Source organism: Cupriavidus necator A5-1, assembly GCF_000744095.1.
GTDB lineage: Bacteria > Pseudomonadota > Gammaproteobacteria > Burkholderiales > Burkholderiaceae > Cupriavidus > Cupriavidus necator_A.
In genome coordinates this window covers 1,010,561-1,030,048 of record NZ_JQLI01000008.1, presented here as the reverse complement: position 1 = coordinate 1,030,048, position 19,488 = coordinate 1,010,561, and the positions used below count along the sequence as shown (strand labels likewise).

Below are 19,488 nucleotides of genomic sequence, written 5' to 3'. Positions count from 1 at the left end.
TTCGATTGCAGCGCTCAGTTGCGCGGCCGCGGTGGCGTGCCCGCAGCCGGCTTGCGCGGCGGCACTGCGCGCGACGCCTGCGGCTTGGCGGCCTGCTTATGCTCGTCGGGCGATGCCGCCTCCTGCGCGCGCTCCTCTGCCTCGGCCCCGGCGGCAGGCCCGGCGTTATCCGCAGCCTCCGGCGCATGCCCGGTGCCCATCACCTCGGCGACCTCGCGATAGCGCGCCAGCCGCTCGCCATCCAGCGGGCCGTTGACCGTCATCACGCGATGCGCCGCCATCATCAGCTTGCGGCGCGTGTCGCGATCCGCCACCAGTACCGGCAACGCCTGGATCGCCCGCTTCGGATCGAGTCGCACGATAAAGCTCTGCTGGCGCACCGCCGCCTTGAAGGTCGCCAGGTCGGCATGCCCCGCGCCCTCGGGCTGCTCGCGCGCCATGCGGCGCAGCAGGTTGAAGGGGCGTTCCTCGATGGAACTCGGGCGGTCGGCCACATAGGCCAGCACGCGCACGAAGGCTTCCAGCGGGCCGCCCTGCCCGATCGCCGCCTCGGCATCGCGCAGCCGGCGCTCCGCCAGCTCCTTGCGCAGCGCCACGGTGACGGGCGATTCCACGTTGACTGGCGCCTGCGCGCGCAGGCCCACCAGCGCCGCCATCACCGGCGAGTCGTAGATCGCCTCGAAGGCGCGCTCGTACCAGGCGTCGCGTGCATCGCGGAACTGGTCGAGCACGCTGATGATCTGCGCCGAGGCCGCCTTCTCCATCGTCAGCAACGGATTGTCCGGCGATACCGGCGTGCGGTTCGCGCGCACCATCGGCGCCATCGCGCCGATCCAGGCCATCCACGGGTTCATGTCGGTCGCCACCGCGCGCTCCAGCCGCGCGGGGTGCAGCGCGCGCATCCACTGCGCGCTGAATGCATTGGACATCGCGCGCACCCACGGCGAAGCGAAGGTGTCGTAGATGTGCTGGTTGATCTCGGCCACGCGGCGCACCACCTCGAAGGGGCGCTCATCGTCGCGGCCATCGTCCAGCGCCAGGATATCGGCCACGCTGCGGCGCTCGAAGCGGATCAGGTAGCGCCCTTCGACCAGGTCGCGGTGCCGCAGGTCGGGCGCGACGTCCTCGATCCTGGCCTCGTACAGGCCCGGCGGCAGCACGTCGATCAGGTCCAGCGCGCAGAACAGCTCGCTGTGCTCGCGGTTGGCCACGCCGGCGGAAACGAAGATGCCCAGGTGGCCCACGGTCGGGTGCAGGCAGTAGACGATCACCTGGTCGTTGGCGACCAGCTCTGCGTCGGTGGGGTACAGGTCCGGGATCCAGTTCAGCGCCTGTTGCGGCGGCGTGATGTTGTCCCCCCAGGACGCGAACACGATCACCGGCGAGCGAATGTTGCGCAGGTCCACCTCGGTCTTGCCGTCGCTGCCGCGCACCTCGCCCGCGGTCAGCCGGTTGCCGACGAACAGGTTCTGCACGATCCAGTCGATCTCTTCGCGGTTCATCAGGAAGTGGCCGCCCCACCAGCGCTCGAATTCCAGGAAGCGCGGGCCTTCGGTATCGGCCTTGGCGTAGACGTCGTAAAGCTTCTGCCACAGCGTGTTGGCGGGATTGAGCTGCTCGAAGTTCTGCACCAGCCAGGCACCGTCGAAGCGGCCATTGCCCATGTCGGCGGTCAGCGAGGCCAGCCAGGAGCCGCCCAGCAGCCCACCGCTGTAGCGCATCGGGTTGCGCCCGCGCACGCCCGACCAGTACGCCAGCGGCGCGCCCGCCACCAGCAGCGGCCCGGTGCGCTCGGGCGCGACCGCCGCCAGGATCATCAGCGCCCAGCCGGCCTGGCAGTTGCCGACCACGAAGGGCTTGCCCGGTGCGTCCGGGTGGCGCTCGCCGACAATTTTCAGAAAGGCGGCCTCGGCGCGCGCCACCGATTCGATGGTCTGCCCCGGGCAGGGCTCCTGGAAGAAGGTGACGAAGTAGCAGGGATGCCCGCTGCGCAGCGCGATGCCGATCTCGCTGTCGGCCTTGAAGCCGCCGATGCCGGGGCCGTGGCCCGCGCGCGGGTCGATCACCACGAAGGCGCGCTTGGTGGGATCGGTCGGGCTCTCCGCCGGCGGCACGATGCGCAGCAGCGCGTAGTTGACGGGCTCGGGCAGTTCGCGGCCGTCGGCCAGCAGTTCGTGTTCGAACACCAGCACGGCCGGCATGCCTTCGCGCTCATGCTCGGCGGACTCGTTGCCGCGCTGGCGCAGGATATCGAGCAGCAGCACGGTCCGCTGCCAGGCGTCGGTGAAATATTCCAGCGCCGGCTGGCCTAGTGCCGCGAACGGATTTGCGGCGCCTGCAGGCTGGGTGGTGGAGGGTGTTGTTGCGGAGCCGCCCTGCGGCGGCCCGGCGGGTATGCGTGCGGTCATGCCACTTCCCCCTGTTGGCGCCGCGCCAGGCATGCGCGCGCAGTCGGCGCAGCCGGGGTGACGCATGTTGCATTGCAACTCAACAAGCCTAGCAGCCGCTTGGGGGTGCTGCAAGCCGGGAACGGGTGGTGCGTGAAGCCGCACGGCGGGCCGCCCGAGCCTGTCATCACAGCGATAAGTTCGTCGCCTATACTGGCCGATTGCGCTTGCGCATTGCAGCAAACCGGTGCCCCGCCCGCCCTGCTTGAAACTGGACGGACCTAGGGATAGTAGGCAGGCCGCGCTTCAGCCAACCAGATAGTGTTCGCGCAGTTGCGCGACGTCGACTTCCAGCGCGTCCCGCAGGTAGTTGTCCAGGCTGCCCCACCCCTGCTCGATGGCCTGCACCGAGGCATCGAGATAGCTGGCGCGGACTTCCAGCAGCGGCATCATCACTTCAGCCGGCACACCGAGCTGCGCCATCCGCGCCAGCGCGGTCTCATTGAACTGCGCGTTGCGCCGGTTCGATTCCAGGTAGTTGGCCAGAATGTCGTCCTGCGCCACGCCCAGCGCCGCCAGCAGCAGCAGCGAGGCAAAGCCGGTGCGGTCCTTGCCCGCGGTGCAGTGGAACAGCAGCGTCTTGCCGCCCTGCGCGGTGCGCATGAAGCCGGCGAAGGCGTCGCGGTAGCGCCCCGGGAAGTCGCGGTAGAGAGCCAGCATGAAGGCGTCTATCTGCGCCGGCGTGCTGGCGCGCAGACGCGGCATCAGCACATCCATCGCCATGCTGCCGTCCAGCACCGGCACCGCCATCCAGCGGAAGCGCTGGCCGAAGGCGGCCTCGTCCGGCGATTTCTCGCCGGGCGAGCGGAAGTCCACCACCATGTCGAGTGCCAGCGCATGCAGCCGGTCAAGATCCGCGGCGCTGGCCAGCGCCGGGTTGCCGCTGCGGTACAGCCGGCCGTGGCGCACGCGGCGGCCATCGGCGCCGGCCAGGCCGCCAAGGTCGCGCGCGTTGCTGATGGTGTCGAAAATAAGCTCTGCCTGGCTGGCGTTGCTGGCAGTGCCGTTCATGTTGTCACTGACAGCCCCGTCGATGCCGGCGGCCGGTGCCGGCGGCACGACCGCATGGGCGTGCAGCAGGCCCGCCCGGTGAATCCACTTGATCATTGTTGTTCCCTGACTGTTCTTGTCGAGGCGGGCTCGTGCGCTGCAGCAAGTTCAGCGGCTCCGGTAGGCCGGCACATGCCAGCGCAGGTGGCACCCGGCGATATAGCGCCGGTCCAGCTTCGCCACCAGCTTCCATACCGCGAGTGCGCTGGCGTCGATATCGACCCACGCCCACGGATGCTTCGGGTCGCCGGCCTCCACCAGCTCCACCGAGCGGATGCTGGCGTATCGTGCGAGTGCCTTGCGCAGCGCCGTTGCACTGAGTCCTGCTTTCAGCCCGCGTACTAAAACCTTCATCATTCGGCTCCAATTATTTCAGATCACCCCGACGCGTGCATCACCCGCGCGAGGCAGCGGTGCGCATGAGGTCCGGCAACCACCGCCGGGCCTTGCAGCGCCTGCGTTTATAGGTGGGATCCCGGAAGTGCCGCAGAAATCCGTCGCCCAAAGCAGAGCTTGATCTACGTCATGGCCGGCGCAAACAGGCGCCGCGCGGCCTCGACAGCCGCCCTCGTCACATCGGAAAATTCCTATCATGTCGACGCGGCGGCCGCGTCAAAAGCCCGGCCGCTTGCAGCACTCACAACGCGGATGCCATCTCGCGACCGACATTGCCCGCCGCACCGGCAACCCGCCGGTACCTCGCGCCGGTGTGCCGCCCGATCGCCGAGAGCCGTCCGTGCCGTGGTGTCCGACCAGGATCATCAACCACAAGGATGACGGCGATGCCCGACCCTTCCTCCCCCGCCTCCGCGGCCTCCCCCCTGCCGCCCGCCCCGCCCACTGCAGCAGTCGTCCCAGCCGCGCCCAAGGTGACGCTGCACTGGGGCCTCTATGTCGCCGTCGCCGTGCTGATCGGCGTGCTGGCGATCCCGCTGCCTGAAGGCCTGGCCGTCGCCGGCCACCGCATGCTCGCGATCCTGGCCTTTGCCATCGTGGTGTGGATCACCGAAGCGGTCTCGTACGAGACCAGCGCGATCATGATCACCTCGCTGATGGCGGGGCTGATCGGCTTTGCGCCGACCGTCAACGACCCCAACGTGCTGTACGGCACCTCACGCGCGCTGGGCATGGCACTGGCCGGCTTCTCCAACACCGCGCTGGCGCTGGTCGCCGCGGCGCTGTTTATCTCGGCGGCGATGACCGTGACCGGGCTGGACCGCCGCATCGCGCTGGTGACGCTGTCGGCCATCGGCACCAGCACGCGCCGCATCCTGGTCGGCACCATCGCCGTCACCATCGCGCTGAGCCTGGTGGTGCCGAGCGCCACCGCGCGCAGCGCCTGCGTGGTGCCGATCATGATGGGCGTGATCGCCGCCTTCGGTGTCGACAAGAAGTCCAATATCGCCGCCGGCATCATGATCACGGTGGCGCAGGCCACCAGCATCTGGAACGTCGGCATCCAGACCGCCGCGGCGCAGAACCTGCTGACCGTGGGCTTCATGGACAAGCTGCTGGGCGAGCGCATCACCTGGCTGCAATGGCTGATCGCGGGCGCGCCCTGGGCCATCCTGATGTCGGTGGTGCTGTATTTCCTGGTGCGCTTCCTGCTGCCTGCCGAGACCGACGCCATCCCCGGCGGCAAGGAAGCGGTGCAGCGCGAACTGTCCGCGCTCGGGCCCATGACCGCGCCGCAGAAGCGCCTGGCCGCGGTCTCGATCGGGCTGCTGCTGTTCTGGGCCACCGAAGGCAAGCTGCACAGCTTCGACACCGCCACCGTGACCTTCGTCGGGCTGGTGATCCTGATGCTGCCGCGCATCGGCGTGATGGACTGGAAGACCATGCAGCAACGCACGCCGTGGGGCACGCTGATCGTGTTCGGCGTCGGCATCAGCCTGGGCACTGCGCTGCTGAGCACGCAGGCCGGCCAGTGGCTCGGCAAGTTCGTGGTCGCGCATTCGGGCCTGGCCACGCAGGGGCCGGTGATGGTGTTCGCCATCCTTGCCGCCTTCCTGATCCTGATCCACCTGGGCTTTGCCAGTGCGACCGCGCTGACCGCGGCGATGCTGCCGATCCTGATCTCGGTGCTGCAGACGCTGCCGGGCGACATCAACCGCGTCGGCATGACCATGCTGCTGGGCTACACCGTGAGCTTTGGCTTTATCCTGCCGATCAACGCGCCGCAGAACATGGTGTGCCTGGGCACCGAGACCTTCAACGGCCGGCAGTTCGCGCGCATCGGCATCCCGGTCACCATCGTCGGCTACGCCATGATGCTGCTGTTCGCGGCGACGTACTGGCGCTGGCTGGGCTGGGTGTAGGGAGCGGCGGCGGCGGTTTGGCGACCTCGCCGTCGCGCACTGGCACAATATGCGGATATGAAAAGCCTCTGGTCCGCCTTCATCAAGCTGCTGGTGCTCGCCGTGATTGGCGGCACGCTGCTCGCCATTATTGCCATCCTGGCTGTCGACCGGCAATTGCCGTCGCTCGATGCGCTCACTGCGTTCCGCCGCACGCCCGACTACGTGCCCTTCGACAAGATCCCGCGCGAGCTGACCGACGCGGTGATCGCGATCGAGGACGAGCGGTTCTATGTGCATGACGGGATTGACTATGTCGGTGTGATCCGAGCGGGGATTGCCAACCTGTCGGATGACCTGTCGCAAGGGGCGTCGACCATCACCATGCAGGTGGCACGGAATTTCTACCTGTCTCGCGACAAGACCTATACGCGCAAGCTCTATGAGGTGCTGCTGTCCTACCGGATCGAGAAGGCGCTGAGCAAGGATGAGATCCTTGAGCTGTATATGAACAAGATCTACCTGGGCCAGGGGGCGTATGGCTTTGCCGATGCGGCGCGGACTTATTTCGGCAAGCCGCTGGAGCAGCTGACGTTGGCGGAGTGTGCGATGTTGGCGGGGTTGCCGAAGGCACCCTCGGCCAACAACCCCGTGGCCAACCCCAGGCGAGCGCGGCAGCGGCAGGCTTATATCCTGCATCGGATGCTGGAGCTTGGGAGGATTTCGCGGGGAGAGTATGACAGTGCGTTGTTGGAGCCGTTGAGGCTTAGGTGAAAGTGCGGGCCTGTCACTGACTCACCTCGCGTAGCAGGGTCGAACGGCTCATCCCATAAAAAGGGAAATCACCGCCGCCCGCGCCACCCACGCCGCCTCCTTGATAAAAGGCCAGCCGCAGGCGAGGCGCTTTTTGGTTACTTTTTGTCGCTCGGACAAAAAGTGACCCCCCAGGAGGGCGGAACAGAGCGGTTCAACAACGGCAACATGTCACCAGCAACGCGGGCCGTTGATCATCCGACAAGATGTTAGCCACACCACCCCTCACTCCAACATCCCCCGATACCTCCCCACCGCCTCCTGCACAATCTCAAGCAGCCCACCGCCTGCCTCGGCATCCACATGCCCAAGCAACGCCCTCCGCATCCGCGGCTCCCAAAACCGCTTGATATGCCCGGCAATATCCGAAACAGCCTCCTCCCGATCCGGCATCGCCTCGAAGAAGCTGCCAATCTGGTTGGCCATGGTAATCAGGTTATCGACATTCATGCCAGGCTCGCTTCGTGTTGCAAACGTTGGGGATGGGCGTACACCACGTGCGCACCCGCGCGCACGAAGCCGGCCAGCGTGATGTTCGACTGCTCGGCCAGCCGTACAGCCAGCGCAGTGGGCGCAGACACTGCCGCCAGCAGGCCGGCGCCGATGGCCGCAGTCTTCAGCACCATTTCATAGCTCGCACGGCTGGTCACCAGCACCGCGCCGCTGGCGATATCCTCGCCGCTGCGCGCCAGCGCGCCCGCCAGCTTGTCCAGCGCATTGTGGCGCCCCACATCCTCGCGCACCAGCGAGACATGACCGTCTGCGCGCAGCCACGCCGCGGCGTGCGTGGCGCCGGTGTGGCGCTGCAACTCCTGTCGCAATTGCAGCTGCACAAACGCAGCCTGGATCACGTCGGTGTGGAAGCTGGCATCGCTGCGCACCGGCGCCGGCATGCGCATCACCTGCTCCAGCGACTCGGTGCCGCACAGCCCGCAGCCGGTGCGACCCGCGAGCGAGCGGCGGCGGTCCTTGAGCTGCATGAAGGCTTCCGACGCAATCTCCAGCCGCACCGCGATACCGTGCTCGCGCATCTCGACCTCGATGTCATAGACATCGCGCGGCGCGGACACAATGCCCTCGCTCAGGCTGAAGCCCAGCGCAAAGTCCTCCAGGTCGGCCGGCGTCGCCAGCATCACCGCGTGCGAAATGCCGTTGTACTCCAGCGCGACCGGCACTTCCTCGGCCACTTCATCCGGGCTCAGCATGATTTCGCCCTGGCGCCAGCGGTTGACCGCGAAGGTGCTGTGCGTAGCCGGCACGGCGTCTTCCGACGTGGCCGGATCGATCTCCGGTGACTGCATGCAGCGCATCATGATCCGACCCTCCGCTCAGTTCGCCGCGGCTTGCGCCGGATCGGCGCTAGCCGCTTCCAGCAACTGCAGCTGCTGCGTATTGAAATCGTGGTACTGCTGCTGCCACGCCGACGGTTGCGCCACCGGCATCACCTGCACCGCGGTCACCTTGTATTCCGGGCAGTTGGTGGCCCAGTCCGAGTTGTCGGTGGTGATCACGTTGGCGCCGGATTCCGGGAAGTGGAAGGTGGTGTAGACCACGCCCGGCTGCATGCGCTCGCTGACGATGGCACGCAGCACGGTATCGCCCGCGCGGCTCTGCACGCCGACCCAGTCACCGTCCTTGATGCCGCGTTCCTCCGCATCGTGCGGGTGGATTTCGAGCCGGTCTTCGGCGTGCCAGTGGACGTTCTCGGTCCGGCGCGTCTGCGCGCCGACGTTGTATTGCGACAGGATCCGCCCGGTGGTCAGGATCAGCGGGAAGGCGCGCGTGATCTTCTCGGTGGTCGGCACGTACTTGGTGATGATGAACTTGCCCTTGCCGCGCACGAAGGTGTCGATATGCATGGTCGGCGTGCCTTCCGGCGCGTCGGCGTTGCACGGCCACTGGATGCTGCCGAGCTGGTCCAGGCGCTTGTAGCTGACGCCCGCGAAGGTCGGCGTCAGGCGCGCGATCTCGTCCATGATCTCCGACGGATGCTTGTAGTCCATCGGGTAGCCGAGCGCATTGGCCAGCAGGATGGTCGCTTCCCAGTCGGCATAGCGCGCCTTGGGCGGCATCACCTTGCGCACGCGCGAGATGCGGCGCTCGGCGTTGGTGAAGGTGCCGTCCTTCTCCAGGAACGACGAACCCGGCAGGAACACGTGCGCGTACTTGGCGGTCTCGTTCAGGAAGATGTCCTGCACCACGATGCATTCCATCGACGACAGCGCTTCCGATACGTGCTGCGTGTTCGGGTCGGACTGGACGATATCCTCGCCCTGGCAGTACAGGCCCTTGAAGCTGCCGGCCAGCGCGGCTTCGAACATATTGGGGATGCGCAGGCCCGGCTCGGGGCTGATCTCGACATTCCACGCGGCTTCGAACAGGCCGCGCGTGGTCGAGTCCGACACGTGGCGGTAGCCCGGCAGCTCGTGCGGGAACGAGCCGATATCGCACGAACCCTGCACGTTGTTCTGGCCTCGCAGCGGGTTCACGCCCACGCCTTCGCGGCCGATATTGCCGGTGGCCATGGCGAGGTTGGCGATGCCCATCACGGTGGTGGAGCCCTGTGCATGCTCGGTCACGCCCAGGCCGTAGTAGATCGCGGCATTGCCGCCGGTGGCGTACAGGCGCGCGGCGCCGCGCAGCTGTTCGGCCGGGATGCCGGTGACGCTTGCCATTGCCTCGGGCGAGTTCTCCGGCAGCGAGACGAAGTCGCGCCATTGCTGGAACGCGCGATCCTCGCAACGCTCGGCAATGAAGGCTTCGTTGAGCAGGCCTTCGGTCACGATCACGTGCGCCAGCGACGTCACCAGCGCAACGTTGGTGCCCGGGCGCAGCTGCAGGTGATAGTCGGCGCGGATATGCGGCGAATCGACCAGGTCGATGCGGCGCGGATCGACCACGATCAGCTTCGCGCCGGCACGCAGGCGCTTCTTCATGCGCGAGGCGAACACCGGGTGGCCGTCGGTCGGGTTGGCCCCGATCACCATGATCACGTCGGCCTTCTCGACCGACTTGAAGGTCTGCGTGCCGGCCGATTCGCCCAGCGTCTGCTTCAGGCCGTAGCCGGTCGGCGAATGGCACACGCGGGCGCAGGTGTCGACGTTGTTGTTGCCGAAGGCGGCGCGCACCAGTTTCTGGACCAGGTAGCCTTCTTCGTTGGTGCAGCGCGACGACACGATGCCGCCGATAGAATCCTTGCCGTGCTCGGCCTGGATGCGCTTGAACTGCGAGGCGGCGTAGTCGATCGCCTCTTCCCACGACACTTCGCGCCACGGATCGGTGATCTTCGCGCGGATCATCGGCTTGAGGATGCGGTCCTTGTGCGTGGCATAGCCCCAGGCAAAACGGCCCTTGACGCAGGCGTGGCCTTCGTTGGCCTTGCCGTCCTTGTACGGCACCATGCGTACCACCTCGTTGCCCTTCATCTCGGCCTTGAACGAGCAGCCCACGCCGCAGTAGGCGCAGGTGGTCACGGTGCTGTGCGAGGCCTGGCCGAGCTTGATGACGGACGTCTCGGTCAGCGTCGCGGTCGGGCAGGCCTGCACGCAGGCGCCGCACGAGACGCAGTCCGATTCCATGAACGACTGGCTGGTGCCCGGCGACACGCGGGAATCGAACCCGCGTCCGCTGATGGTCAGCGCGAAGGTGCCCTGCGTTTCCTCGCAGGCGCGCACGCAGCGATTGCAGACGATGCACTTGGACGGGTCGTAGGTGAAGTAGGGATTGGATTCATCCTTCTTCATCTCCGTGTGCGTGGCAATCGGCTTTGCTTCCGGGCCGCCGTCGTTGTAGCGCACTTCGCGCAGTCCCACCACGCCGGCCATGTCCTGCAGCTCGCAGTTGCCGTTGGTCGGGCAGGTCAGGCAATCGAGCGGGTGGTCGGAGATGTAGAGCTCCATCACGCCGCGGCGCAGGTCGGCCAGCTTGTCGCTCTGGGTCTTCACCTTCATGCCGGCTTCGACCGGCGTCGTGCACGATGCCGGATAGCCGCGGCGCCCTTCGATCTCGACCAGGCACAGGCGGCACGAGCCGAAGGATTTGAGGCTGTCCGTGGCGCACAGCTTGGGCACGGCGATCTGGGCTTCCATCGCGGCGCGCATCACCGAGGTGCCGGCGGGCACGGTGACGCTGACGCCGTCGACCTCCAGGGTAACCAGCTCCGTGGATTCGCTGGGGGGGGTACCGAAGTCGATCTCGTTGCGGGCGTTCATGGCGATTTGTCTCCCGATTCTTGTAGGACCCGGCGCTCAGGCGGCCTTGGCAGGGTTGGAGGCGAGGCCGAAGTCCTCGGGGAATTCGTTCAGCGCGGACAGCACCGGGTACGGCGTCATGCCGCCCATCGCGCACAGCGAGCCGTTGAGCATGGTGTCGCACAGGTCGCGCACCAGCGCCACGTGTTTCACGGGCTGCTCGCCGGCGATGATGCGGTCCATCACCTCGACGCCGCGGGTCGAGCCGATCCGGCACGGCGTGCACTTGCCGCACGATTCGACCGCGCAGAACTCCATCGCGTAGCGGGCCTGCTTTGCCATGTCGACGGTCTCGTCGAACACCACGATGCCGCCGTGCCCGACCACGCCGCCGAAGGCGGCATAGGCCTCGTAGTCGAGCGGCACGTCGAAGCGCGACTGGGGCAGGTAAGCGCCCAGCGGGCCGCCCACCTGTACCGCGCGGATGGCGCGGCCGCTGCGCGTGCCGCCGCCGTAGTCGACCAGCAGCTCGCGCAGCGTGACGCCGAACGCCTTCTCGACCAGGCCGCCCTGTTTGATATTGCCGGCGAGTTGGAACGGCAGCGTGCCGCGCGAACGGCCCATGCCGTAGTCGCGGTAGTACTGCGCGCCGCGTGCCAGGATCACCGGCACCGTGGCCAGCGAGATCACGTTGTTGATCACGGTGGGCTTGCCGAACAGCCCTTCCAGCGCCGGCAGCGGCGGCTTGGCGCGCACCACGCCGCGCCGGCCTTCCAGGCTTTCGAGCAGCGCGGTTTCCTCGCCGCAGACGTAGGCGCCGGCACCCTTGCGCACGTCCAGGTGGAAGCGCTTGCCGCTGCCGCGAATATCGTCGCCCAGCCAGCCGGCCGCGCGCGCGGTGCCGATCGCGCTTTCCAGCACCGCGATCGCATGCGGGTATTCGGAACGGCAGTAGATGTAGCCCTGCTCCGCGCCCACGGCCAGGCCGGCAATGGTCATGCCTTCGATCAGCATGAAGGGATCGTCCTCCATCACCATGCGGTCGGAGAACGTGCCGGAGTCGCCTTCGTCGGCATTGCAGACGATGTACTTGACCGCGGATTTCGCACCCAGTACGGTCTTCCACTTGATGCCCGTGGGGAACGCTGCGCCGCCGCGGCCGCGCAGGCCGGAGTCTGTGACTTCCTGCACGATGTCGGCGGGCTGCATGGACAGCGCGCGTTCCAGGCCGGCAAAGCCTTCATGCGCGCGATAGTCCTCCAGCGACAGCGGATCGGTGATGCCGACGCGGGCAAAGGTCAGGCGCTCCTGTTTCTTCAGGAACGGCATTTCGTCGGTCAGCCCATGCGCCAGTGCATGCGCGCCGCCTTGCAACAGGCCGGCGTCGAACAACGCGGGCACGTCCGCCACGCCAACCGGGCCGTAGGCCATGCGCCCGGCGTCGGTCTGCACCTCGACCAGCGGCTCCACCCAGAACATGCCGCGCGAGCCGTTGCGCACGATGCGTACGTCGTCGCCGCGTGCCGCGGCTTCGCGGGCAATGGCGCGGGCGACGTCGTCGGCGCCGAGCGCCAGCGCGGTGGAATCGCACGGCACGAAGATGGTGGTAGTGGCGCTCATGCCTGGGCCTCCGTGGTTTCGTTGGAAGCCTGCGCCTCGCGCAGCGACCGGATCAGCGCATCGAAGCGCTTCGCATCGACATAGCCGTGCAGCTGCTCGCCCACCATCATGGCCGGGCCGCAGGCGCACTGGCCCAGGCAATAGACCGGCTCAAGCGTCACCTGGCCGTCCGCGCTGGTTTCATGGAAGCCGCAACCGAGCGCCCGCTTCGCGTGCTCGGCCAGCGCTTCGGCGCCGACCGCCTGGCAGGCTTCGGCGCGGCAGACCTGGACCACGTGCCGGCCCGCCGGCTGCTGGCGGAAGTGGTGGTAGAAGGTGATCACGCCATGCACCTCGGCGCGCGACAGGTTCAGCGCGCGGGCAATCACGGGCACGGCATCGTCGGGAATGTAGCCCTGCGTGTCCTGGATCTCGTGCAGGATCGGCAACAAGGCGCCCGGCAGGTCCTGCCGTGCCGCCACGATCGCCGCGATCGCAGCGGTGCGCGCGGCGTCGGCGGATGCCGGTGCGATGGGAGCGGTTTCTGGCATGGAGTCTCCTGTGGGGGCCTCACGGAGCGGGCAGCGCGGGCCTTTATATGCTATTTTTTTCCTATTTCCGGGCTTGCGATCACGCCTTGCTGCCCGTTGGAGCGACTATATGAGAGTGACAGCGCCCCTTCAATAAGCTATTTTCTACATATGATCCGCATCTCGATCCTTCCCCACCTGCAGATCCGGGACGACACGAGCCCCGGCGACGAGGCCCTGGACGTGTCCCGGCTGGTCGCCCTGCTCGGCCATATCGGGGAATCGGGCAGCATCAGCCAGTCGGCGCAGGCCGTCTCCTTGTCCTACCGCTATGCCTGGGGCATCCTGCGCGACGCCGAGGCGCTGTTCGGCGGCCCGCTGATCGACAAGACCCGCGGCCGCGGCAGCGCCCTCACGCCGCTGGCGCAGCAGCTGGTGTGGGCCAGCAAGCGGATCGGCGCGCGCCTGTCGCCGACGCTGGACAGCCTTGCGTCCGAGCTGGAAATCGAGCTGAAGAAGTTGATGGACCAGTCCGAGGCGCCAGTGCGGCTGCATGCCAGCCACGGCTTCGCGGTGGCGGCGCTGCGCGACTTCCTGGACGAGCAGCAGGTGCGGCACGACCTGAAATACTGCGGCAGCGTCGAGGCCGTGGCGGCGCTGGCCGAAGGCGCGTGCGATATCGCCGGCTTCCACGTGCCGGTGGGCGAGTTCGAGCACGGCATGTGGCGCCATTTCACCACGTGGCTGAAACCCGACACGCACTGCCTGGTGCACCTGGCGGTGCGCAGCCAGGGGCTGTTCGTGCGAAAGGGCAACCCGCTCGGCATCCACACGCTGGAAGACCTGACGCGGCGCGAGGTGCGCTTCGTCAACCGGCAGGTGGGCTCGGGCACGCGACTGCTGCTGGACCTGATGCTGGCCGCGCGCAGCATCGACCCGGCGCGCATCGAGGGCTACAGCAACGGTGAGTTCACCCACGCCGCGGTGGCGGCGTATATCGGCAGCGGCATGGCCGACGTGGGCTTCGGCGTGGAAACGGCGGCGCGGCGCTTCGGCCTGGGGTTCGTGCCGGTGATCAAGGAACGCTACTTCTTTGCGATCGAGAAGACCATGCTGCGCAGCGCGGCGCTGGCCGGCGCGGTGGGCGCGCTCACCAGCGAAGCCTTCCGCCAGCGCGTCAATGCGCTGCCGGGCTATGACGGCGCGCTGACGGGCGCGGTGCTGACGCTGGAGGAAGCGTTCCCGGACTACGCGGGCGCGCGTGTGCGCTAGCGTTGCAGCAGCGCAAGCCGGTCAGGATGGTCGGCCCATTGCTCATGCCCGGGGATCGGGCCCTTGGCCTGCAGCAGCGGCGGCCAGTCGGGCCGGCGCGACAGTTCCGCGTTCAGCGCGATGAAGTGGCGCTGGTCCTCGGGCAGGTCGTGCTCCGAGTAGATCGCGCCGACGGGGCAAAGCGGGACGCACATCGAACAGTCGATGCACTGGTCGGGATCGATGGCGAGGAAGTTGGGACCTTCGTGGAAGCACGACATCGGGCAGACTTCCACGCAGTCGGTATGGCGGCACTGGATGCAGGCATCCGTCACGACAAAGGTCATGGAGCGGGGGCGGTACGACGGTAAAGACCTCCCAATCGTAGCGCCCTGCCCTGCCGCGCGGGGCGGGCCGCCTTGTGCGACTCATTCAAATCGCCTGAAGCGGCATCGCGCCCTTCTTCTTTCTTGCGTCAGTACGCCACCACCGACAGCGTGGTGCTGGCCGGCACGCGCACGGTGTTGCTGTAGGTGCCCGTGACCGCGCCGGTGCGGACCAGGTAGCTGCCGTAGGCGGACAGGTACGGCAGCGTCGATGCCGCCGGCTTGATCGCCGCGTAGTTCTGAAGGTCGATCGCCGGCAGCGTGAAGCCGCTGTCCGTGCGCGCCGGGTAGCCATAGCCGGCTGGCAGGCCCGTGCTCGGCATCAGCGTATTGGTGCTGACCGCCCAGCGACGCATCTGCTCGGCCAGCGTCATGCCGACCTGCGCACTGGCGGTGGACTGCTCCAGCACCGTCTTCGAGCTGGTGGTGGTGCCGCGCGCCAGCAGGTCCTTGAAGAAGGCCAGGCCCAGGTGCCGGTTCAGGAAGCCGCCGAAGGTGCCCGACACCGAATAGCTTTCACAGAACGCGCCGAAGCCGGTGAAGGAGAACAGGTTGCAGTTGCTGCTGTTGGTGCGCACGTAGTCGGGCATGCGCACGTCGCGGATATTGTTGAAGCCGGCGTCGATGGTGTGGCTGGCAAAGTCCTCCATCATCATCGCGGTCATTTCCTCGAGCCAGTCGTCGAATGAGTAAGACGGTCCCATCCGCACGCTGCGGCGGTAGAAGTTCTGCATGTGCATGCCTTCATGCGCCATCACCATCTTCATCGACTGCATCCCGTCGGCGCCGCCGAGGTAGAGCGTCTCGGCGTCCAGGTACAGCGACACCGATTCATTGCTGGTGGGGTCGACCGAGCGCAGCAGGTTATGCAGCCCCCAGAAGTAGCCGACCATGCCGAACGGCTTGTTGTTGCGGTCGAAGTTCAGGATCACGATGTCGATCGGCTGGGCGCTGCCGGCGATCAGCGTGGTCGGGTAGCTGTGCGCACCCCACAGCGGGCCGCCCACGGACTTGAGCATGTCGTAGACGCCCTGGGCGCTGCCGGCACCGACGAAGGCGTCGGCGAGCGCGCCGACCAGCGCCGCATCGACCTTGCCCGTGGTGAATTCCGCGTCTTCCACCCACAGCCTGACCGTCACGCCATCCTTGGTGGTGACTTGCTGTACCACGCTGGCGGTGCGCGTGGTCGCGTCGGTGTGGTACCACCCACGGGTGGTGGCCATCGACGCGGCCTGCGGCGCGGGCGCGCTCATCACGCTGCGCAGCGGCGCTGCCGCGGCGACGCGCTCGGCCCAGCCGCTGCGGTTGAAACCGGCGATCTCGCGGCGCGTGGCTTCGGCTTCGGCGCTGGCTGCCGCGTCCGGCTCGCTGACGCTGGCCAGCGAGCGCGTCGACAGGCCGGTCACTGACTCGCTCAGCGCCGAGGGCTTGATGGACGGCAGCGTCAGGCTGGTGCCGCTGGTATTGGTCAGCATCAGCGACAGCGACTGGCCGCCCAGCCCGCTGATCGAAAACCGGACGTCGATATCGGCACTGCCCGCGTTACGCTGCTGCCAGATGCCGGTGCCGCTGCCCGCATAGGTCGAGCCGGTAGCCGCGCCGCAACCGGTGCAGGCCTGCTCCAGGCCGTTGACCACGAGCGGCTGCGCGACCGTGACGGGCTCGCTGTCCGTGGTGGTCGTGGTCGCGGGCGGCTGCGACGATGCCGCGTCATCACCGCCACCGCCACCGCAGGCGGCAAGCACGGCCGCCGCCATGGCGGCGGCGAGCAGGTTCAGGGGCAGGTGCAGTCCATCGGCAATCCGGGGCATTTCCGCGCAACTCCGTTGAAGGTGGGAATCAGGATCTGAAAAAATCAGGGTCGCCGCGCGGCCCGGAAACGGGCGGCTTGCGGCGGTATCCGGACGATAACGGCAGCAATCCGCAGCGCTTGACCCTGCTTGCAGGTGGTAGGCAGGCAAGCTGGCGACCGGCCTGCTGGCTGGCTGGCTGGCTGGCTGGCTGGCTGGCTGGCTGGCTGGCTGGCTGGCTGGCTGGCGACACAGCATTGTTGTCGATGCAGGTTACGGCGGCGAGTTGGCAGCGAGGATCAGTGGCAGCGGCGCCACAGGTGCGCGGGGCCGCAAAGCGGGAAGACGGCGCGGGAGAGCGCGCGAAAGATCGCGCGGGATGGCATTGCGTTGGCGCAGCCCGTTATCGACGCTGGCTGCGCCGGGCTGGCATGAAGGCCTCGCGGAAGCAGGAGGCCATCGAAGAAGACGCGGGTGATGGCGCATGGGCGCCCGCCGTTGCAGCAACCGCCCACCGGTCCGCCCGCCACCACCCGCGGCGGATCAGGCGGTTTCGCGCATCAGCTCGTCCTTGCGCGCGGCCATGGTCTGGGCCACCTCGCGCAGGTTGACCTTTTCCTTGATCGCGTTCTTGAACAGTTCGCCTTCCTCTTCCTCGATATGGTGGGAGACGTATTCGGACAGCACCGTGAAATTGGCTTCCAGCAGGTCCCCGGCGGGGTCGTCCTCGATCGCGGCGATCAGGTCCTTGGCTACCTGGTGCTCGACCTGGGCCTCGTCCAGCATGTCATCGATCTCGTCGCTGGCGCCGCGCAGCGCCGGGTAGAAGATCTCTTCCTCGACCGTGGCGTGCACGGTGAGCTGGTGGCAGACGTCCAGCGCGATCGATTCCTTCTCGTCGCGGTCCTCGGTGTCCTTGAACGCCTTGAACTGCTTCTTGACCGCACGGTGGTCGTCCATCAATGCGCCGATCGCTTCGGCCTGGTCTGCGGGGATCTTCGACTTGTCCACGGTGTTCTCCTTGGTGGGGGTGCCGGCGTTTCGGCTTCGCTACGTCGTAGGCAGGTTCCGTGCCCGTACACCTGCCGCCCCCCAACTACGCCCGCAGCACATGCGTGGGCAGCGTGTGGACCCGCGCCGCGTGCCGCATTGCAATTCCTGCGCGAAGGCTTGTAATTGTGCCCGCGGCGCCGCGTCGGCGAGGGCAGCGTGGGACGCAATGCGGGCGTGCGCGGCGCGGCATGAAAGTTGCGCGGGTCGGGTCATCCGGGCGGTCCCCGCCGCCACGCATATTCCACAGACAGGAGACAACCGTGACCACTGAAGCCCGCACCAGGATCCGCAAACGCAGGTCCTTGAAACGCCATGTCGGCCCTGCGCTGGCCCTCCTGCTGTTCCGCAAGGCGTCGCGAACGGATCGCGCGACAGCGATGTGCGCGAGCTCGCGAAGTCACTGTACACGCCGGAGCAGCACCTGGAGCAGGCCAGCACGATGGCCTCCGAAGTATCGCGATAGTGAGTCGCTTCAGTGAGCCGCGTTAGTGCCCACAGTCAAGCCCAGGCCCCCTGTCCGAAAGCGCCCGCTTATGCACAGCCGCATTTAATGCGTTTTTCCCGCACACTATGCGGCTGCCGTGCAGAGCTGCTCTTTGCTTGAACTGAAGCACCGGGAACGCGAAGACTGCCTTTGCTCCGCGTTCGCCGCAGACGTTTGTTGCAGACTGCCGTGCGAGATCCCGCCATGCCGTCAACATTCATATATTCGAATCGCGCCGTTGGCCCCGAGGCCATCGACGAAGAACTACAAGCCGCCGCCGAAGCCGGCTACAGCGTGGACGCGCGCCACGCCTTCTGGGAATGCGAGCCAGCCTCGGTGCCGGCGTTGCAGCGCCCGCGCCTGCGCGCGCTGCAGCAGCAGGTGCAGCCCGGGGATGCCGTGGTCATGCTGCGCCTGTGCAGCATGGGCTGGAGCGTGCCGGAGGTGCTGGCCACCATCCGGCGCTTCCGACTGCTGGGCGTAGTGCTGCATTGCGTGCAGCTGTCGCGCGCGAACCTGTCCAGCGCCTCGCCGCCCGAAGCGGTGGAGGTGTTGCGCGCCGTGGCGGCGCTCGAAGGCACCACGCGCAGCGTGCGCGTGCGCGAAAGCCTGGCGGCCGCCAAGGCGATGGGGCGGCAGGTCGGCCGTCCGCCCAAGCACACCCCCGAGCAGCGCAGCGCCATCCTGCATGCGCTGCGCGCCGGCCTTTCGGTCAGCGAGATCGCGCGCCAGTTCAATACCTCGCGCCAGACGGTGCTGCGCATCCGCGCCGCGGAACCGGCCGTGCAGCCGGTGCGGCACGACACGCGACCCACTGCAGCGCCGGCCACGGAACCGGAAGCGGAAGCGGAAGCGGAAACCGCCGACGAATGACGCGGCCATCCCCGGAGCGGCCGTGGGTCGACGTATTTACGCGCACCGTTGCAAGAATCCCATGCGTTGCCGAGCCGCGGGCGACGACCTGGCGCCGCCCGCGGCTTGGAACGTTCCTTGCAAAAGTCTCTGAGCAGAACGTCCCCGGCAACAAGCCCTGCTGAACGCAGGCGTGCCGCGGGACCGGCACCCGACATGACTATCCGACTACAGAAGGCCGTGGACATGCCGCCGGCACTGGCCGATCCGGCCGGCGGCGGCAGCGCGCTGACGCACGCGCAACTTGCTTCCACACCCTCTACCCCTTCGTCCCCGTCGTCATTGCATGCCCGCCCCGGGGCGACGCTGCACTTCGCGCGCCCGACCGTGCTGCTTGAAACGCTGCTGGCCACGCGGCTGGAGTTGCTGAGCCGCGACCAGGCCTGGCCAGCGCACACCCTGGCGCGGCGCCAGGCGGTGCTGATGCGGCTGTGGCAGGAACGCCCGCCCGGCCTGTTCGAGCACGGCGGCACGGCCGAGACCATCGCGTGCTGCCTGCACGCAGCGTTCGCCGAAGCCGCCGCGGGACGCAGGCTGGAAGCCGCGCAGCACTTCAAGCGCGCGTACTACCTGGTCTGCTGCACGGCCTCGGCCGGCACGCGCGGTCGGATGCGTCCCGATGCCGTCAATGAAAGCCGCGGCGGCGAGCCGGCATGACGGGGCGTAGCGCCGCGTCATGTCACGTT

At 67.5% G+C, this 19,488-nt stretch carries 16 protein-coding genes; 5 read left to right on the top strand and 11 right to left on the bottom strand.

All coding sequences use genetic code 11. From position 1 onward, the window contains the following. Window positions 1-14: 14 nt before the first annotated feature. The 3 genes from K307_RS28945 to K307_RS28935 all read right to left on the bottom strand — a co-directional run bounded on the left by K307_RS28945 (window position 15) and on the right by K307_RS28935 (window position 3,851). The gene (locus K307_RS28945; protein WP_042884298.1) at window positions 15-2,408 is read right to left on the bottom strand and encodes a DUF3141 domain-containing protein; all 2,394 of its coding nucleotides are present in this window, start codon (window positions 2,406-2,408) and stop codon (window positions 15-17) included. A gap of 285 nt (window positions 2,409-2,693) precedes the next feature. Then, window positions 2,694-3,554 (bottom strand): tyrosine-protein phosphatase, encoded by an 861-nt coding sequence (locus tag K307_RS28940; protein WP_042884296.1) that lies wholly within the window; start codon window positions 3,552-3,554, stop codon window positions 2,694-2,696. A gap of 51 nt (window positions 3,555-3,605) precedes the next feature. Continuing rightward, the gene (locus K307_RS28935; protein ID WP_042887518.1) at window positions 3,606-3,851 is read right to left on the bottom strand and encodes an RNA-binding protein; all 246 of its coding nucleotides are present in this window, start codon (window positions 3,849-3,851) and stop codon (window positions 3,606-3,608) included. Window positions 3,852-4,279: 428 nt separating this feature from the next. Here K307_RS28935 and K307_RS28930 point away from each other — a divergent pair, with 428 nt between their 5' ends. Further along, window positions 4,280-5,815, top strand: a complete 1,536-nt coding sequence (locus tag K307_RS28930; protein ID WP_042887517.1) for an anion permease — start codon at window positions 4,280-4,282, stop codon at window positions 5,813-5,815. Window positions 5,816-5,872: 57 nt separating this feature from the next. Next, a complete protein-coding gene (locus K307_RS28925) occupies window positions 5,873-6,568 on the top strand; it encodes a transglycosylase domain-containing protein (RefSeq protein ID WP_042884295.1) in 696 nt (231 codons plus the stop codon). A gap of 264 nt (window positions 6,569-6,832) precedes the next feature. Here the strand turns inward: K307_RS28925 and K307_RS28920 are convergent, their stop codons facing one another. From K307_RS28920 to K307_RS28900, 5 genes are read right to left on the bottom strand one after another with little or no spacing between them, the layout of a single operon-like run. Further along, the gene (locus K307_RS28920) at window positions 6,833-7,057 is read right to left on the bottom strand and encodes a formate dehydrogenase subunit delta (protein WP_042884294.1); all 225 of its coding nucleotides are present in this window, start codon (window positions 7,055-7,057) and stop codon (window positions 6,833-6,835) included. Further along, window positions 7,054-7,920, bottom strand: coding sequence for a formate dehydrogenase accessory sulfurtransferase FdhD (fdhD, locus tag K307_RS28915; protein ID WP_042884292.1), 867 nt, complete (start codon window positions 7,918-7,920; stop codon window positions 7,054-7,056). The genes K307_RS28920 and fdhD overlap by 4 nt, the downstream gene beginning before the upstream one ends. Window positions 7,921-7,935: 15 nt before the next feature. Next, window positions 7,936-10,818, bottom strand: a complete 2,883-nt coding sequence (gene fdhF / locus K307_RS28910; RefSeq protein ID WP_042884290.1) for a formate dehydrogenase subunit alpha — start codon at window positions 10,816-10,818, stop codon at window positions 7,936-7,938. A gap of 36 nt (window positions 10,819-10,854) precedes the next feature. After that, window positions 10,855-12,417, bottom strand: a complete 1,563-nt coding sequence (locus K307_RS28905; protein WP_042884289.1) for a formate dehydrogenase beta subunit — start codon at window positions 12,415-12,417, stop codon at window positions 10,855-10,857. Further along, on the bottom strand, window positions 12,414-12,947 hold the full coding sequence (locus K307_RS28900; protein WP_042884287.1) for a formate dehydrogenase subunit gamma: 534 nt from the start codon (window positions 12,945-12,947) through the stop codon (window positions 12,414-12,416). The genes K307_RS28905 and K307_RS28900 overlap by 4 nt, the downstream gene beginning before the upstream one ends. Window positions 12,948-13,097: 150 nt before the next feature. Here K307_RS28900 and K307_RS28895 point away from each other — a divergent pair, with 150 nt between their 5' ends. Beyond that, entirely contained in the window at window positions 13,098-14,198 is a 1,101-nt protein-coding gene (locus K307_RS28895; protein WP_042884286.1) for a substrate-binding domain-containing protein, read from the top strand. On the opposite strand, the gene fdxA is transcribed toward K307_RS28895, so the two are convergent. From fdxA to K307_RS28880, 3 genes are all read right to left on the bottom strand, one after another. After that, the gene (fdxA, locus tag K307_RS28890; protein ID WP_042884285.1) at window positions 14,195-14,524 is read right to left on the bottom strand and encodes a ferredoxin FdxA; all 330 of its coding nucleotides are present in this window, start codon (window positions 14,522-14,524) and stop codon (window positions 14,195-14,197) included. The genes K307_RS28895 and fdxA overlap by 4 nt on opposite strands. Before the next feature lie 128 nt (window positions 14,525-14,652). After that, window positions 14,653-16,374 (bottom strand): M30 family zinc metallopeptidase, encoded by a 1,722-nt coding sequence (locus tag K307_RS28885; protein WP_230626161.1) that lies wholly within the window; start codon window positions 16,372-16,374, stop codon window positions 14,653-14,655. Window positions 16,375-16,896: 522 nt separating this feature from the next. Further along, entirely contained in the window at window positions 16,897-17,364 is a 468-nt protein-coding gene (locus K307_RS28880; protein ID WP_042884284.1) for a hemerythrin domain-containing protein, read from the bottom strand. 730 nt (window positions 17,365-18,094) lie between these two features. Here K307_RS28880 and K307_RS28875 point away from each other — a divergent pair. Continuing rightward, window positions 18,095-18,763 carry a recombinase family protein gene (locus K307_RS28875; RefSeq protein WP_080745259.1) on the top strand — a complete coding sequence of 223 codons (669 nt, stop codon included), beginning with the start codon at window positions 18,095-18,097 and terminating at the stop codon, window positions 18,761-18,763. Between the two features lie 195 nt (window positions 18,764-18,958). Continuing rightward, window positions 18,959-19,459 (top strand): hypothetical protein, encoded by a 501-nt coding sequence (locus K307_RS28870; protein WP_051975214.1) that lies wholly within the window; start codon window positions 18,959-18,961, stop codon window positions 19,457-19,459. The last annotated feature ends 29 nt before the right edge of the window (window positions 19,460-19,488 follow it).